The 15,587-nt window shown below is 59.2% G+C and carries 18 protein-coding genes; 10 read left to right on the top strand and 8 right to left on the bottom strand.

Annotated elements, in window-relative coordinates; genetic code table 11:
• The first annotated feature begins 46 nt into the window (after positions 1-46).
• From AC4CWH_RS19960 to AC4CWH_RS19950, 3 genes are read left to right on the top strand one after another with little or no spacing between them, the layout of a single operon-like run.
• A complete protein-coding gene (locus tag AC4CWH_RS19960; RefSeq protein WP_491322048.1) occupies positions 47-1,699 on the top strand; it encodes a TnsB C-terminal domain-containing protein in 1,653 nt (550 codons plus the stop codon).
• 2 nt (positions 1,700-1,701) lie between these two features.
• The gene (locus AC4CWH_RS19955) at positions 1,702-2,580 is read left to right on the top strand and encodes a TniB family NTP-binding protein (RefSeq protein WP_491322296.1); all 879 of its coding nucleotides are present in this window, start codon (positions 1,702-1,704) and stop codon (positions 2,578-2,580) included.
• On the top strand, positions 2,577-3,614 hold the full coding sequence (locus AC4CWH_RS19950) for a TniQ family protein (protein WP_491322047.1): 1,038 nt from the start codon (positions 2,577-2,579) through the stop codon (positions 3,612-3,614). Before AC4CWH_RS19955 ends, AC4CWH_RS19950 begins: the two co-directional genes overlap by 4 nt.
• Here the strand turns inward: AC4CWH_RS19950 and AC4CWH_RS19945 are convergent.
• Positions 3,547-3,777, bottom strand: a complete 231-nt coding sequence (locus AC4CWH_RS19945) for a DUF1403 family protein (RefSeq protein ID WP_491322046.1) — start codon at positions 3,775-3,777, stop codon at positions 3,547-3,549. The genes AC4CWH_RS19950 and AC4CWH_RS19945 overlap by 68 nt on opposite strands.
• Before the next feature lie 124 nt (positions 3,778-3,901).
• On the opposite strand from AC4CWH_RS19945, the gene AC4CWH_RS19940 reads away from it, so the two are divergent.
• A complete protein-coding gene (locus AC4CWH_RS19940; protein ID WP_491322045.1) occupies positions 3,902-5,047 on the top strand; it encodes a site-specific integrase in 1,146 nt (381 codons plus the stop codon).
• Positions 5,048-5,137: 90 nt separating this feature from the next.
• Here AC4CWH_RS19940 and AC4CWH_RS19935 read toward each other — a convergent pair whose 3' ends face one another.
• The 3 genes from AC4CWH_RS19935 to AC4CWH_RS19925 form a co-directional block, all read right to left on the bottom strand.
• Positions 5,138-5,677: a hypothetical protein gene (locus tag AC4CWH_RS19935; protein WP_491322044.1), complete on the bottom strand. Its 540-nt coding sequence runs from the start codon at positions 5,675-5,677 to the stop codon at positions 5,138-5,140.
• Between the two features lie 77 nt (positions 5,678-5,754).
• The gene (locus tag AC4CWH_RS19930) at positions 5,755-6,492 is read right to left on the bottom strand and encodes a CPBP family intramembrane glutamic endopeptidase (RefSeq protein ID WP_491322043.1); all 738 of its coding nucleotides are present in this window, start codon (positions 6,490-6,492) and stop codon (positions 5,755-5,757) included.
• 20 nt (positions 6,493-6,512) lie between these two features.
• Positions 6,513-6,911 carry a hypothetical protein gene (locus tag AC4CWH_RS19925; protein ID WP_491322042.1) on the bottom strand — a complete coding sequence of 133 codons (399 nt, stop codon included), beginning with the start codon at positions 6,909-6,911 and terminating at the stop codon, positions 6,513-6,515.
• A gap of 267 nt (positions 6,912-7,178) precedes the next feature.
• Here AC4CWH_RS19925 and AC4CWH_RS19920 point away from each other — a divergent pair, with 267 nt between their 5' ends.
• Positions 7,179-7,868: a permease gene (locus AC4CWH_RS19920; protein ID WP_491322041.1), complete on the top strand. Its 690-nt coding sequence runs from the start codon at positions 7,179-7,181 to the stop codon at positions 7,866-7,868.
• Between the two features lie 618 nt (positions 7,869-8,486).
• Here the strand turns inward: AC4CWH_RS19920 and tnpC are convergent.
• Genes tnpC through tnpA form a run of 3 tightly spaced genes read right to left on the bottom strand, consistent with a single transcriptional unit; the run spans position 8,487 to position 10,947 of the window.
• Positions 8,487-10,079, bottom strand: a complete 1,593-nt coding sequence (gene tnpC / locus AC4CWH_RS19915; protein ID WP_491287221.1) for an IS66 family transposase — start codon at positions 10,077-10,079, stop codon at positions 8,487-8,489.
• A 54-nt stretch (positions 10,080-10,133) separates the two neighbouring features.
• Entirely contained in the window at positions 10,134-10,487 is a 354-nt protein-coding gene (tnpB, locus tag AC4CWH_RS19910; protein WP_491287222.1) for an IS66 family insertion sequence element accessory protein TnpB, read from the bottom strand.
• Positions 10,468-10,947 (bottom strand): IS66-like element accessory protein TnpA, encoded by a 480-nt coding sequence (tnpA, locus tag AC4CWH_RS19905; RefSeq protein ID WP_491322040.1) that lies wholly within the window; start codon positions 10,945-10,947, stop codon positions 10,468-10,470. Before tnpA ends, tnpB begins: the two co-directional genes overlap by 20 nt.
• A 57-nt stretch (positions 10,948-11,004) precedes the next feature.
• Here tnpA and AC4CWH_RS19900 point away from each other — a divergent pair, with 57 nt between their 5' ends.
• Positions 11,005-11,898, top strand: coding sequence for an AraC family transcriptional regulator (locus AC4CWH_RS19900; RefSeq protein ID WP_491287224.1), 894 nt, complete (start codon positions 11,005-11,007; stop codon positions 11,896-11,898).
• A 672-nt stretch (positions 11,899-12,570) separates the two neighbouring features.
• A protein-coding gene (locus AC4CWH_RS19895; RefSeq protein WP_491321446.1) for an IS3 family transposase occupies positions 12,571-13,658 on the top strand; the annotation gives its coding sequence in 2 pieces (ribosomal slippage) (positions 12,571-12,832 and positions 12,832-13,658; 1,089 coding nt in all).
• 88 nt (positions 13,659-13,746) lie between these two features.
• On the opposite strand, the gene AC4CWH_RS19890 is transcribed toward AC4CWH_RS19895, so the two are convergent.
• On the bottom strand, positions 13,747-14,106 hold the full coding sequence (locus AC4CWH_RS19890; protein WP_491322039.1) for a hypothetical protein: 360 nt from the start codon (positions 14,104-14,106) through the stop codon (positions 13,747-13,749).
• A 524-nt stretch (positions 14,107-14,630) separates the two neighbouring features.
• Between AC4CWH_RS19890 and AC4CWH_RS19885 the strand changes: the two genes are divergently transcribed.
• The 3 genes from AC4CWH_RS19885 (at position 14,631) to AC4CWH_RS19875 (ending at position 15,527) form a co-directional block, all read left to right on the top strand.
• Positions 14,631-14,927: a type II toxin-antitoxin system RelE/ParE family toxin gene (locus AC4CWH_RS19885; RefSeq protein ID WP_491287226.1), complete on the top strand. Its 297-nt coding sequence runs from the start codon at positions 14,631-14,633 to the stop codon at positions 14,925-14,927.
• Between the two features lie 9 nt (positions 14,928-14,936).
• The gene (locus AC4CWH_RS19880) at positions 14,937-15,245 is read left to right on the top strand and encodes a HigA family addiction module antitoxin (protein ID WP_491287228.1); all 309 of its coding nucleotides are present in this window, start codon (positions 14,937-14,939) and stop codon (positions 15,243-15,245) included.
• A gap of 129 nt (positions 15,246-15,374) precedes the next feature.
• A complete protein-coding gene (locus AC4CWH_RS19875) occupies positions 15,375-15,527 on the top strand; it encodes a hypothetical protein (protein WP_491287230.1) in 153 nt (50 codons plus the stop codon).
• The last annotated feature ends 60 nt before the right edge of the window (positions 15,528-15,587 follow it).

Genomic DNA, 15,587 nt, shown 5'->3' with positions numbered 1-15,587 from the left:
CGCTAAACTGGAGACGATTTTCAGCTAATGATTTCAGCGAGGCCCCTTGCCAAAGCGATTTCACGATCGAAGCTCGCCGGCTGCACGCCCGGTCTTGGACGAGCACTGGTCGACAGCGCGTCGGATAGCCCGCGAACTGGACAAAATCCTGGATGGCGGCAATCCGAAACATGCTGCCATCAAACGCGCCGCGGCTGAACTGCAGATCACAACTCGGCAAATCTACAATCTTCTGGCCCGTTACCGGGTCGATCGCACTGTAGCCAGCTTGCTTCCTCGCACCGCTGTCAGTCGGCGCAAGCGGCTGCCGGAACAGGTGGAGGCGATCATCGCGGCCACACTTCGCGAGAAGTGGCTGACGCTTGAGCCGACCCCACTTGCTCCCGTGGTCGACGAGATCCGCGCGCGGTGCGAGGAAGGCGGTCTTGCCATCCCGTCCTATGTAACGGTCGCCCGGCGCATCCCTATGTTGTTTTCACCTGAAGAGATCGCGAAGAAGCGATCGGCCAATCCAAAGCACTTGCTGCGGCTGAAGCCGCGACCCGGCTATATCCATGCGCCGCACCCGCTCGCGGTGTGCCAAATCGACCATACGCCGACCGACATAAATTTCGTGGAGGTGATCGATGGTGCCGGTGTGTTCGTTGGCCGCCCATATTTGACGGTTATCACCGACGTGGCGACACGATCCATCGTCGGCTTCTGCCTTATCCTGGAAAAGCCGTCGGTTCTGTCCGTTGCGCTTTGTCTCGCCCAAGCCATGTGCCCGAAAGATACATGGCTTGCAGCGCGCAATCTCAATCACGCTTGGCCGATGTTCGGTCGACCGCAGTTGCTCGTCACGGACTCGGCGATGGAGTTCAAGGGACACGCCTTCCAACGAGGATGTGACGATTATGGGATCAGGATCCGATATCGCGATCGCGGCCGGGTCCATCAAGGCGGCGTGGTTGAACGGCTGCTGGGAAAGCTCAACGCGGTCCTCGCCACCTACCCGGGCTCTTCGGGCCGTTCGGTGGCCCACCGGGACGAATATCCATCCGAGCGGCGCGCCTGCCTGAGCTTCGCCAATCTGGAGCGCTGCGTTGCGCTGGCCGTGATCGATCACAACCTGCAGGAAAATTCCAAGACCCTGAAGGTTCCCATGACGGAATGGCAGCACAGCGCAACCGCCCTGCCTCGTTTCGACGATGACCCGCAGCGCGTGCTGTTGTCGTTCTTGCCGGGGACGGAAAGGCAATTGTCACCGCAAGGGATCAACATGTTCGCCATGCACTATTATTCACCGTGGCTGAGCGCCGTCGTTCCTGAGCGTGACCGGCTTGGAAGGCTTGAGGTGCGATACGATCCCCGTGACATCAGCCGTGTCTATGTCCGCGACCCGGAAACCCGACAGTTTCGGCCGGTCGAGCGACGCGATGGCCAACTGACGTCAGTGACGCTGTGGGAGCACCAGGCAGAACGCACCCGTCGGCGTGCGGCAAACCACCGATCAAGCACTGAGAAGGTGGCGCTCCGCCGTGAGATCGCAGCCATTGTGCAATCGGCGAAACCCTCCAGGCGCCAGTTGCACAATGCTGTCCGCAATGCCCATGCCTCTGCGGCGGAGAAGCCTTATGCGGTCATGCAACCGCCGACGCCTCCTCCCGCTGAGCATCCCGCACGCAAGAAGAACCGGTTGCCGGTGGAGGATTGGTAGCAATAGTGGATCATTTGCTCGAGCATGTCCGGCCGTATCTTGGTCATGATCAGGCGGAAAGGATCGCCTACATCCGTGCCCCACGGTGGATCGGGCATCATGTCGCTCAGGACAGCCATCGGCGGCTGGCCGAACTGCTCGATCGGCCTCCGTCTTTGCGAACCCAGGGGCTGATGTTGGTCGGTCCCTACGCCAACGGCAAAACGATGATCGCCGAGCGGTTCGCCGTCGAGCACCTGAGAACCTCGTCCAAGCAAAGGGTATGGATAGCCCAGACACGCGAAGGCGCGGGCCTTGGCCATTTCTATGCCAGTATTCTGCAGGCGCTGCGGGCTCCAGGCGGCGATATGTGGAACCTTGGCCACAAGGCCGAGCAACTCGACCACTTGCTGTCCAACATAAAACCGAAGGTGCTGATCTTCGACGAATTTCATAATGCGTTGCGGGGCCGTGCGCGCGACGTCGAAGCTGTCTTTGCCTTCCTGCGGCGGATCGGGCGTCAATATGACATCTCACCTGTGCTGATTGGCGAAGTGGCCGTCTGCGATTTCATCAATTCCACCAGCGAGATGGCAAGCCGCTTTGACCTGGTCGCAGTTCCACGTTGGCAATATGACGAGAACTATCTCATGCTGCTCGACAGTCTCGAAGCCGCGTTGCCGCTGGCCAAAAGCTCGGATCTGTCGAACGAACCTTTGGCGCGGCAAATATTCAGCCTCTCGGAAGGCCTGATCGGCGAAATCGTCACCATCGTCACCAAAGCAGCTGTCGCGGCGATCATGTCCGAGAGCGAACGCATCACCAAGGCCGGAATCGACGAACTGCACCATGTGCCGGTCTCGCAGCGGCGCAGCAGGGCCTTTCGCGAGAGCCTTCTATGACGACGGCCGACGCGCACGCGCCGGCAATCAGCCTTCGCGAACGATATGGTGACGTGGTTTCTGACCGGTGGCCGGTCACCGTGATGCCGCAGCCAGACGAATTGCTGTCAAGCTGGTTGCACCGGCTTGCCTTTGCCAACGGAGTATCGCCGAGAGCATTCGCGCGTGTGCTCGGACTTAATCCGGGAATGTGGTCGGCCGCCCTCGATCTGAGGCTGCCGGCCGACATCGCAAACCTGCTGTATGCCAAAACGGGCGTCGCGCCCGATCAGCTTGCGGCGATGACATTGTCGCAGGAACTGCCCAAACAGCTCTTGCTGCCGCTACGCTACAACGGGCAACGCGACAGTTCTACGTGGCTGCAGTTCTGCTGCCGCTGTTTGAGCGAGGATACGCAACCCTATTTCCGGCGTCGATGGCGGCTGGCGACACGGGTTTCTTGCACAGAGCATGGCTGTCGATTGCGCGATCGATGTCCATCCTGCAACAGCTCCATTGCAGTCTTTGACCAGAGCGAACTCGTGCCGCAACATTCTTGTGCTGCGTGCGGCTACGACCTACGCCGCTCACCAATCCCTTACCTCAGTCCAATGACGAGAACGTTCGACCGATGCATCGACAATGTATGCAGCCTGGAAGCGATCGCCCACTCCCCGTCGGGACCCATGCTTATCCGTCGGCTCCTGAGCTTGCCCAGTGCAGGCGGATACTACTCGGCGATGATCCTCACCAGTCTGTCGACAGCGGCAAGGGCTTACTGCGCCGAACGTCTCAATTGCCCCAGTGAAGGGCCGGTGGATGACGCCGAGGATGAGGAACGCAAAGCACGCCGTATGAGACGCGTGATTCCGCCTCCGTGTGATCACCCCGCCTGGATCGAGCTTCTGGCGAACGCTCTCAGGCGAAGCAGAGGACGGCCGAATGTCTCGAAAGGCAAGGAGCCGGCTATAAAGCTTCCGGACCTGCTCAGCGCCTATGCCAGAATGAACCCAGGTCCCGGCCGTCGCCGGGTGCAGGAGATGATTGGAACGTAGAGAAGGCCGCAAGCACGAGCTCGTCCAGCGCTTTCAGCGCGATGCCGGCAGTGAAGGCCGCGTCCGCCTCGCCGCAATCCTGGGCGCGCGCCGTCGCCCAGGCCGGCAGCAACAGTACCGTCGTTGGCGGAACCGCGGTGGCGAGAGCGGAGGGCGAATCCATGCTATCGAGCACAATTGAGGCGCGCGGTTTAGGACACGATACTGTCCAATAACCGCACGGCACGTCAACACGGTTTTACGTCCGGTAATCTTGCATTATCGGGCATTTTGCTCATTATATAGAAATGGCCCAAATCATCGAGCAAAACACCGAAATTCGTGTCGAGGAGACCCCAGCGCCGTCTCTCAGCACAGCTTCCGACCGGGATGTTTCTGCGCCGGAGATGTCGTACGATAGCCCCCTCCCCTCTCTCGTCGCTGAGGGTTCGACGCCTGCCCATCTCGCAGGACTCGCCGATCGCGCCAGGGGCTACGTCGAGGCGGCGAGTTCGGCGAATACCCGCAAGGCTTATGCCTCGGACTGGAAGCATTTTGCGGCCTGGTGTCGGCGGTCCAATCTGGCTCCGCTCCCGCCAAACCCGCCAACCGTCGGGCTCTACATCACTGCCTGCGCCTCCGGCAGTGCAGCGGGCACGCCTTCACGCGGCGCCAAGGCCAACTCTGTTTCCACGATCGAGCGCCGCCTTTCCTCGCTATCCTGGAATTATGCGCAGCGCGGACTCTCACTCGACCGCAAGGACAGGCATATCGCCACCGTGATGGCCGGCATCCGCAACAGCCATGCCCGCCCACCCGTGCAGAAGGAAGCAGTGTTGGCAGAGGATATCATCGCAATGGTCGAGACGCTTGATCGTGGCTCTCTGCGCGGCCTGCGCGACCGCGCCATGCTGCTCATCGGCTTTGCTGGAGGTCTTCGGCGCTCCGAAATCGTCGGTCTCGATCTGAAGGCAGACCAGACCGAAGACGGACGCGGCTGGATCGAAATCCTCGACAAGGGCATGCTTATCACCCTGCGCGGTAAAACTGGATGGCGAGAGGTCGAAGTCGGTCGTGGCTCATCCGACGCCACCTGTCCTGTCGTCGCGATCGAGACCTGGATCAAGTTCGCCAAGCTGGCTCATGGACCACTTTTCCGTCGGGTCACGGGGCGAGGCAAAGCGGTTGGGCCAGAACGGCTGAATGACAAGGAAGTGGCACGCCTGGTGAAGCGTGCCGCCATGGCGGCTGGCGTCCGCGGCGATCTCAGCGAGATCGAGCGCGCCTTCAAATTCTCCGGTCATTCCCTTCGTGCTGGCTTGGCCTCTTCCGCTGAAGTCGACGAGCGGTACGTTCAAAAGCAGCTCGGTCATGCTTCGGCGGAGATGACCCGCCGGTATCAGCGCCGGCGGGATCGATTCCGCGTGAACCTGACCAAGGCTTCCGGTCTATGATCTGCCCCTCCCCTCTTTCAAGGTTTTGGCAACGATCCACCGAGGGGATCCTCGCCTTGCCTTTTGGCAAACAATGAGACTGCAGCCCCCTTAATCTCGAACAACGCGTCTGAAGGCTCCAGACGAGTCGAACCGGCATTCGAACGTGGTCACTCTTGTTCCTTCGGGAGGAAACTGGCCGTAGACGGTGAAACCGCCGCCCGTGCGTTCCACCGGGAGCGTGAGTATCTCCTGAGGCTTGCGGCCGAACGTGGCGGAGGCCTCGCCTTGGCAGAATTTAGCCATGCTGCCGACCGAAACCCTCTGCCTCGATTTCGTTTCGACGTCGCGTAGCGGTGGCGGTGAGTACGTGTTGCCGCGGAACGCGAAGTCCGGCTTCTCACCACGAGAGTTCGGGCACTCATAGCTCATCGAGTACCAGGTTACAGGCCCAGGAATGCTGTCGCCCAGAAGCCCACCTGCGTGGCTTTCGCTGAAGAGAACGTGGTATTCGCCACCGCAGACGCGCTGGGCTTCCTGGATGCAGGCGCCGCTGTTGCCCTTGCACTTCGTCTGATGAACGTCATTTGCGAGAACGGGTATGGCTGACAGTAGGATCATTCCCATGAGAGATGTCGCGACGAGACGCATGCCTAACTCCTTTCGTTTAAAGTTGACGCGCAAAGGCCTTTGAGCTGGATTCCATTTCGGCGACGGGCCATGGGCAGTTACTCCACTGCATTGATTGGCAGGTGGCCGAATTCAAACATCAGGATGAACCCCGTCCAGTCATTGATGATATGGGCGCCTGCCGAGACCCAAAGGTTTCTCGTGGCGATATAGGCAAGCGTCAGGATCACGCGGGCGAAGCCGATCCCGATCAATGACTGCGCCAAGTGCCAGTCATAGGTTGGCAGATGCGCCGCGCCGAAGAGCAGACCGGAGATGACAAGCGCGATCAGAATTGCCCACCTGCGCGAAATGTTCATCTGCTGCACACAGAACCACAGAACGGCGAGGAACGGCAGTATTCCGAAAAGCTCTTCCCCGACCAGTTGGATGCCGGTCTCCAAAAGCGTAGCGCCGACCTGCGATGCGGACATTGCGGCGATCTCATCTGCCACCGGATTGGAGTGAAGCTCGAAAAACCGTTGAAGGACCCAGCCCATCGCCATGGATCCGACCAGCGTTGCCGCTCCGAACAGCAGCATCAGCGCGGCGGATCGGAAGCCGACCGACCGGAACAGGCACTTCCAATGCCTGCCAGCGACCCTGTGAAGCGACAGGATCGGAATGCCGACGAAGATTATCGCCGGAACGAGATTGTACGGGAAGGTGCGAAATGGAATGAGCGTGAGTGCCAGAAAGGCGATCGCGACAGATGCCATGAGAACGAACCAGCCCGTTCCATCGATCTCCACGGGCTTGCCGTTGTAGAATGGGAGATCAACATCGGAAGGTATCATCTCAGGGCCTCAGCATTTGGCTACTCGACGTAGAGCGTGAGGTCGTAGCTCGCTGACTCGTTCCTTCGGGCCGCGTTGCGCATCAGGTACACGTCGATGACGTACTTGCCGCTGGACGGGATCGTGATGCTTGTGCCGTTGCCATCAATCGAGCTGTTGTACATCGCCGCATCGGCTCCCGGCGCCGTGACGTTGAAGTAGAGGCTCTTATTGCGGGAATCGAGTTGGACGCTCATCTTCTGGCCGGCTGTGACAGACAGCGCGTACTGGACGGTCTGATATCCTTTCACTGATGCCTTGATGGTCGAGCTCGACGATCCGGGCGCGAAACGAACAGTCTCCCGCCGCATGTCGTCGGCGACCGCGGGCACCGCTGACAGTATGGCAAGGCCTAAAATCAGGCTTTTCAAGATCTTCATGAACGGCTCCTCGTGTCCTCAGCAGGAGCAACCGTTCTCTCAGGGCATCGCACCCTAACAGCGCTCCTCGGATTTGCGTGACCACATCCGGTCTTCGTTCCAGGCACTCCACTCGCGTAGCCTAACCGGCAAGACCCGAAGTGGGAAGCCAAAATGGAGAATTCTTCAATGGCGCAACCGCCGAAATAGTCCAAGCGACGTGACGTCGGTCTTTGGCGTTGGTAAAAGAACACCCACAGATCGAAATTGGATGGGAAGGACTGGCACTTGGACTTCATGAAACTGCTGAAGTCGCTCGAAGAGCTACTCTACGAGCTTGTGTCATGGCTGATTTTCTATCCTGTTACGATGTGGCGCTCGGTCGTGCGGCCGCTCAGCATGATGCGCTACGCTGACATCGAACTCGCCGACAAGCCAGAAGACCAGTATCAGGATACTCTCAGCCCGCCTCTGTTCCTGCTGATCACCCTGCTTCTTTCACAGGCATTGTCCGCTTCGCTGCCCTCGGTCTATGATCCGAACGAAGCCGCTCGGGAACTGGGGTCTGGATCGAACCTTCTTATCGCAAGAGGCGTGATCTTCGGGATCTATCCCCTGTGCATGGCCGTGACGCTTCTGCGATCAAAGATGGTCGGTATCACGCGCAATTCGCTCCGCCCGCCCTTCTTCAGCCAATGCTACGTCGCGGCACCCTTTGCCTTTGTACTCGTGCTGGCATTTGATTTCTTCAGCATGCCTCGGGAGCAGGGTACTCTTGCAGGTCTTGTCGCATTGGCGGTCGCCGCAATCTGGTACGCGCAGGCGCAGGTCCGTTGGTTCATGCATGATCTGGGCATCAGCGCGGTAAAAGCACTTGCGATCTTCGTCGGAGCATTTCTGCTTGCGACCGTCGCAGCATTCCTTGTCTCGCTATTGATTACTCTCCATGTCAAAAGCATCGCACCCGCAACGGGCTGACCAACCGAGGGGGCAGCGCAAACAACGTTGCCGACACGACAGCTTGCGGTGAATTTGACAAAGACTTCAGCGGGTTAAATGCCCCTCCCCCACTCTGCAGTGAAATCGCAAGGGGAAATATTGGCGTCGAATTTTTAGCTTAGGGATTCAATTGAAACTGGGAGCTAAAATCTACAAGGGCAGCCCTGCAGCCAAGATGCAGCGTTGCGGATGCGATCCAAGAAAAGCCAGCCTCGTCGCCCAAGGTCGCCCGCAGGACAGATACCATCGCGGCCGTCATGGCTCGGGCGCGTTTGCCACGAACGGCCTAGGGTGAAGCAGGGTGCTCTTGGTTGCAGTCCAAGGAATTCAGAAGCTGCTGAACCTCCCAGTTGGCCGCCGCCAATTGCGACTGCTTGCTGACCAGAGGCATTCGATGATTTGCCTGGCCTCATCCGCGGTGGGCTCACGATAGACATCAACAGGAGGAGAGCATTCGGGCGCCATTTTCCTCGGAAACAGGAGGATGTTTGTCATCGGCATATCCTATCGGTAAGACGGGTAAACCGTAAGCGCTTGTTTCCATGCACGTTGACGCAGCCCGTTTGACGTGGGTTGCTGTCATCCGGTCGTATCGGATCAGGCAGCGACGGTTTTGGCGAAGTTGTAGGGCAGCAGGTCGGTGATATCGGCGTCTGTGGCGCGCTGCGGCAATTCGGTCAGGACATGGCGCAGGTATGCCAAGGGTTCGACGGCGCAAGCCCGGCATGTCAGCATGATGCTGTAGACAACAGCACTGGCTTTGGCTCCCTCGACAGTGTCGCTGAAGAGCCACGATTTTCTACCCGTTGCAAAAATCCTGATGTCACGCTCAAGAAGGTTGTTATCGATCGGCATCCTGCCGTCTTGCGGGTAGCGGGTCAGGTAGTCCCATTGGTTCAGGGTATAGGAGATGGCATCGCCGAGCTTGCTGTCCGGCAGGACCTTCGGCGCGATGTCATCGGGCCATGTCTTGAGGGCATCGAGGATGGGGACACTGTGAAGCTGGCGAAAGCGGCGAATGCAATCGTCTTGCGTTTCGCCTTCCTTCGGCGTTTCCTCCTTCGCCAACCTTTCTATCCGGTAGAGTTGCTCGAAGAACTTCAGCGCCTGCTCCGGCGGACCGCCACCTTTCTTTCTCGCCTTGAGGGCATTGACGAAGCGTCGTCTGGAATGGGCCATGCATCCGATATGGGTTGCCCCCTCCAGGGTGCGCCAGGCGGTGTAGCCGTCACTCATGACGATGCCGCGATAACGCCCAAGGAATGTCTGCGGATGGATCTGGCCGCGGCCCGGCTGGTAATCGAAGAGAACGATCGGCTCCTCGCTGTCCTCGCCGCTGCGATAGGCCCACATATAAGACGTGTCAGCGGCCTCCCTGTCCTTTTCCTTCAGGACCTGGACCGTCGTCTCGTCGCCATGGATGAGCGGCTGCGCCCGAAGTCGCAGTTTCAGCGCGTCATAGATGCGGGAGAGATGCCGCTCGCTCGAGCCGATCACCCAGTGACCCAGAGCGCCGCGGCTGACGGGAACACCGGCACGCTCGAAGGCCTGGGCCAGACGGTAGAGCGGTGTGCCGTCGACATATTTGTGAACCAGCGCAAAGGCCAGCGTTGAAGCCGTGGCAATGCTGCCAGGCAGCGGCTGCGCGGGCATCGGCGCAAGGACAACCGGCGTGTTGATGCCGGTTCGATCGCAATGACGGCAAGCGTACTTGAACCGCACATTCTGCAGGACCTTGGCCTTCACCTCGATATGGAGCTGCTCGGTGACGGCTTCTCCCATGCGATGCATCTGATGCCGACAGCAGGGGCAAGCCTTCTCATCGTCGGCAAGGTCGTATTCGACACGCTCGCGGGGAAGGTTTTCCGGCAAGGGCTTGCGGCCACGCTTCTTGCCTTCTGGTTTTTCCACAGGCGGCAGGCCAGTGTCCGGCAGGTCGACGAGATCGCCGTCGTCGTCACCAGCGTCCTCGTCAACGGCAACCTGCTCGGCTTCATTGAACAGGCGATCGACGTGCTTTTCGCTGCGAGGCGCAAAGCGATGCAGTCGCGCCAGCGCCAGCTCTTCCTCGAGTTTGACGATGCGCTGCGAAAGCGCTTGCCTCTCGGCCTTGAGCGCGGCGATTTCGGCAGCATGCGCCGCCAACTGCGCCATCAACTCCGCAACATCAGGTTCGCCGGTTCGATTCATCAGATTCTTGAATCGAAAGCAGGCCGCTACGTCAACTCCTCGATTCGAGATGCGTCAGCCAGCCACCTGATATTGCCGCACCGGATGGCGCACTATCGCGTCGATGTCGATGCCGTCGAGAATCCAATGGAGCTGCTCGGTCGAAAGCGACACCACGGCCGTCTCCCGACGGGGCCATCGGAACCTGTCTTCTGTCAATCGCTTCAGCACCATCACAAAACCGGACCTATCGAAGAACAGCAACTTCATCCGGTCGCGGCGGCGATTGCAGAATGCAAAGACCGCAGGCGCAAACGGATCCAGCTCCATCTCCTCCTGCACCAGAACTGCAAGGCTGTTGATCCCGGCCCTGAAGTCGATCGGTTCGCGGTGCAGATAAACTTTCAGATCAGCGCTGAGGCGGAACATGACCAAGCGCCCCGATCATCGCCGTCAACGCATCCATATCGCCGCAGTCCAGCGCCAGCTTCACACCGTTCGGTAGTGTCACGCTCATTCTGACGGGAGAGGACAAAGGGCCCGTCCTTTCTGGTTTCGCCAAACGCTCTTCACCATTCCGGCCAGTCAGCGCCGTCGATAGGCTGCGATCTGCGGCCACAACCGGGACAAACGCCGATACGGAGGGCTGATGTTTAAGACCCGCCTCCTTGGCTTGCTTGATCCATTTCCTCAGAAGGTTGGCATTGATCCCGTTATCTAGCGCAAGCCGCGAAACCGACACACCTGGCTCAAGGCTCGCCGCAATAAGGCGGGCTTTCGACGCCCCGTCATACCGCCGACGCCCGTTTCGCAAAATCCGCCGGATAACCAGCTTACCTTCGTCACTCTCAATCACTTGGTGTCCACCTCCGTTAGGTGGACACCTCATGCAGCACCGCTCTCAATGACAAAAGGTGCTAGGAAATTCGCGCTTACTACAGAACTCATGATCGAGCAACTTCAACCTCATATCGACATCGCCATGCGCCATGCGCGACATGGCACCACGATCACTTCGATACCACGATTGGAGATCGGGGTGGGCCAGGTGACTTCCGGCACCTCGCCGTGCCTCTATCGATCCATGATCTGCTTCATCCTGCAGGGATCGAAGGACGTGGCGATCCAGGACAACTTGCTGCGCTATGATTCAGCACAATACCTCGTCAGCGCTTTGGATCTTCCCTTGAGCGGCCAGATCCACAACGCCGATGATGGGCGCCCTTATGTTTCGGTGTCACTGGTGTTGGACCCGGCGCTGCTGTCTCAGATAGCCGCCGAAATGGCGCCGATGCGCGATTCCGAAGCGCCGGGTATCGGTATCGCCATCAACACGATGACGTCTCCACTACGCGATACTCTACTGCGTCTGCTTAGCTTGCTCGACTGTCCAAGCGACATACCTGTGCTGGCACCGATGGCGGAGCGAGAGTTGCTCTATCGTCTCCTACAGGGGCCGCATGGGCGTTTACTGCGCCATATCGCGCAGCCTGAAGGCGCGCTTGGTCGTATTCGCCGCGCCGTGGAGTGGATCCGCGATCATCAGAACACGCGCTTGCGGATTGAGGCACTGTGCGATGTCAGCGGCATGAGCCGCGCCAGCCTGCACCGTCATTTCGTGGCGTTGACCGGTCTCAGTCCTGTCCAGTACCAGAAGCAGCTTCGTCTTCAGCAGGCCCGCCAACTTCTGCTGGCAGGCGATCATAGCGCCAGCGATGTTGCCTTTGCCGTTGGTTATGAAAGTGCTTCGCAGTTCAGCCGCGAATATCTAAGGCAGTTCGGTGCACCACCTGTTCGCGACATGCGTCTGATCAGACATTCCATCGGCAGCGCAGCATAGCGCTGGGCTCGTGATTGGTGGCAGCTTTCCTGAAGCCACAGGCCAGCACCTTATTTGCTGTGGCACCTCGCTGTCATTCTTCAGCGATTGACGAACGAGCAACGTTGCCACTCCCCTTTGTCAAAGTCTAACATGAAAGTAAGACGTTATCGCAGCCGACGGATCGGTCGAGGGTTGAAGTTCAGCACTTTACATCCGTACACGCGCAGCGACGGGCATTCAGCTGCTGATTTATCTGAGATTTCGACCTGAGTGGCTGCGACGATGGCATAGTGTATACCGTCAATCCAGATCATTCTCAGCGCTCAGCTCACCAGGAATTTGAGACATTCAGGCAATACTTTGAGCTTATCGGGCGGGGCGGAAATGCCGCTTTCCATCTGTCTAATTACCAATCGACACGGGTGGCGACAGAAAAATATGCAGCCGTAGGTCGAGAGTCGAATTGGAAAAGCGGGCAACATTTATGACACGCCTTGATAAGAAGCGCACCCTGATCCCAGGCACGTTTCGACCGAGCGAGACATTTGATGACCGTGGAGGTTTGAAAGACCCGAGGTGGCGGACCTATTCCAGTATCGTACCGCCGCCGCGCTCCCAGACGGTAATCCCCCCGCAAACTAAACGGGCTTAAAAGTAGAATTTTCTCACAAGATTTTGGAGAAGATTCCGATGAAGATATCACGATTCAGCGACGCGCAAATCATGGCAATCCTGAAGCAGGCAGAGGACGGCATTCCGGTTGCACAGCTTTGCCGGGAGCATGGCATGAGCGATGCGAGTTTTTACAAGTGGCGGGCCCGGTTAGGCGGCATGGATGCGTCCATGGTCAGCCAAATGAGGAGCATGGAAGAGGAGAACCGGCGCCTGAAGAAGATGTATGCGGAACTGAGCATGCAGAACGATCTTTTGAAGGAAGCTCTCGGAAAAAAGCGCTGAGGCCGTCTCAACGCAAGGAGATGGCCATGCAAGCGGTCCAGAAGCATAATATCAAAGTGGCCCTCGCGTGCCGGACGTTCTCGATCAGCGAGACATGCTATCGATATGGACGCAAGCTCGACAACGAGAACGAAGGCATTGCCGACTGGTTGCTGCGTCTGACGACAGCCAGGAAGACATGGGGTTTCGGCCTTTGTTTCCTTTATCTTCGTAACATCAAGGGCTTCACCTGGAATCACAAGCGGGTTTACCGCATCTATCGCGAACTGGAATTGAACCTTCGGATCAAGCCCAGGAAGCGTTTGGTTCGAGAGTGTCCCGAACCGCTGGCCGTGCCGGAACACCCGAACCGGACCTGGTCGATGGATTTCATGGCCGATCAGCTTGCCGACGGCCGCTCGTTCCGGACCTTGAATGTCATCGATGACTTCAACCGTGAGGGGCTTGGCATCGAGGTCGATTTCTCGTTGCCAGCCGAGCGGGTCGTTCGATCCCTCAACCGGATCATCGAGTGGCGTGGCAAGCCGGATATAATTCGTGTCGATAACGGCCCGGAATATATCAGCGGCACGCTTTTGGCGTGGGCCGAGAAGCGAAACATCACCATCGCCCATATCCAGCCGGGCAAGCCGCAGCAAAACGCCTACATCGAGCGCTACAACCGCACGGTTCGGCATGAATGGCTGGGATGCTTGATATTCGATACCATCAAGGAGGTGCAGGATCACGCCACACGCTGGCTCTGGACATACAACAATGACCGACCCAATATGGCTATCGGCGGCATCACGCCGAGGCAGAAACTGAAAATGGCAGCGTAAATTCTACTGATCGGACCCGTTAAAAACGGGGGGATTACCAGACCATCGCCCATAACTGCTGACCCCAATCGGTCTGATGTCCGTCGAGCTAACGAGACTTGCTGAGCGCCGCCCCCAGGCGCGCCATCAGCTTGGCGAACTCCGCATCAGCCGGGTTCGCCGCCAGCCAAATCCTGCCGAGCACATATGCAAGCAGGGCATGGAAGAGCGTGATGCGGGTCGCCTTCTGCTCATCATAGGCGCGTGGCACCATTTCGATGATCGCGTGCATATCCGCGCCCGGCTCACTCGCTTCGTAAAGGCGATGCAGGCGAAGCTGCCATTGCGCGAGACCGCGACTGTAATGCGCATAGCGCTGAACCGAACCAGCGAACTCCCGCATGAACGTGGACCACGGCTCGTTCCAGGGGCCTGATCCATAATTCGACAGAGGTTCGCTTGCAGCCATGCGCGGAGTTTGCCGGGCGTCAGGTCGTCCGCATCCCATTTCAGCAACGCCGCTTCGGCATCCGGGTGGCCGCACACGCCCAGTTCGATGACGCCGATCGCCTCGACGCATTGCCGCGTCAATGCGAGAGCATTGGCGTGCATTCCGTCGCGGTTCGCCTGATTTGCCAGCAAGAGTGTGTCGAGAACGAACCAATGCGCCAGCACCGATGCCGCGCAGCCCGGCGCTTAAGAACCTGCTCGACCTCACGACCGATATGAGCCGCCAGCGCTGAATGCAGCAAGGGGTCTTTCTGCTTTCGGGAAGTGGGCCGGATCGCCGCCAGCCCCTCAAGGCCAAGCCGCTGCGCGGTGGCGCTACGCGCCAGCCTTGACCGCCTGTCGTCGCCCCGGCAGCGGCTCTCCAAGCAGACAAGCCGGGATTAGGAGCGCGGGCGCTCCAATTCCGACGAGAAGGCGGTGGCGGAAAACAGTTGCAGAATAACCCATAGAGTGGTACACGAACTAAGCATTGGGGGGCGTGGAATGATCGTCGGGTTTCGGGACGAATGGCTGCGGGCGTTCTTTGTGGAGGATATCCGCTCCCGCAACATTCCGTCCGATCTCGAAAGCCGGTTGTTCCGCAAGCTCCAGATGATCGACGACGCGATGACCGATCAGGATTTGCGCGTGCCGCCCAGCAACCATTTCGAGAAGCTGCGCGGCACGCACGACGGCCTGCATTCGATCCGCGTCAACAAGCAATGGCGGCTGATCTTCCAATGGAACGGCGGTCGCGGCGAAGCGTCGGAACTCTATCTCGACGACCACAGCTATCGATGAGGTGACGCCATGTTGATGACCACACGCAAACCGGCTTCGGTCGGCGAAATCCTGACGGAAGAGTTCATGCAGCCGCTCGGCCTGACGCAGGCGGTGCTGGCCGAGGCGATGGGCGTGCAGCGCAAGCATGTGAACGAACTCTGCAACGACCGGCGCAACGTGACGGCGGCGACCGCGCTCATTCTGGCGCGGGTGTTCGGCAACAGCCCGGACTTCTGGCTGAACACGCAGCGGCGCAGCGACCTGTGGAACGTCATGAATTCGCCCGACGAGCGGGCGCGGGTCGATCGCGCCAAGCCCTTGGCGAAGGCGGCATAGCGCGAGGCGATCCCGCCGATTTGCCGCCGTTTCTTCACTATTGCCGCACGGCCCGCGATTTGGCTTCCGGTTCACCTCTTTGCCGTCGCTTGATGCCTGTTTGTCTCGAACCGAGGAACAGGTGGCGACATGGAAGGCGATGACGACAAGCAGCCGGGCGGGATCGTCCCGGCGAACGACAATGACGGCGCGAACAGAGAACCGGACGCCGAGACATGGCAACGCATCGACCGCGCGGCTTTGACGCTGGCCCGCATCATCGGCCGCCGCATGGCGCGGTAAGACTTCGCGGCGCCGACCGCCGCCAACGACAACCACAGGCTCGATGCCACCGGGAAGACG

It is taken from the genome of Neorhizobium sp. PAMB6716 (assembly GCF_058242805.1).
The sequence above is the reverse complement of the archived record's forward strand: the minus strand, read 5'-3'. Positions and strand labels throughout refer to the sequence as shown.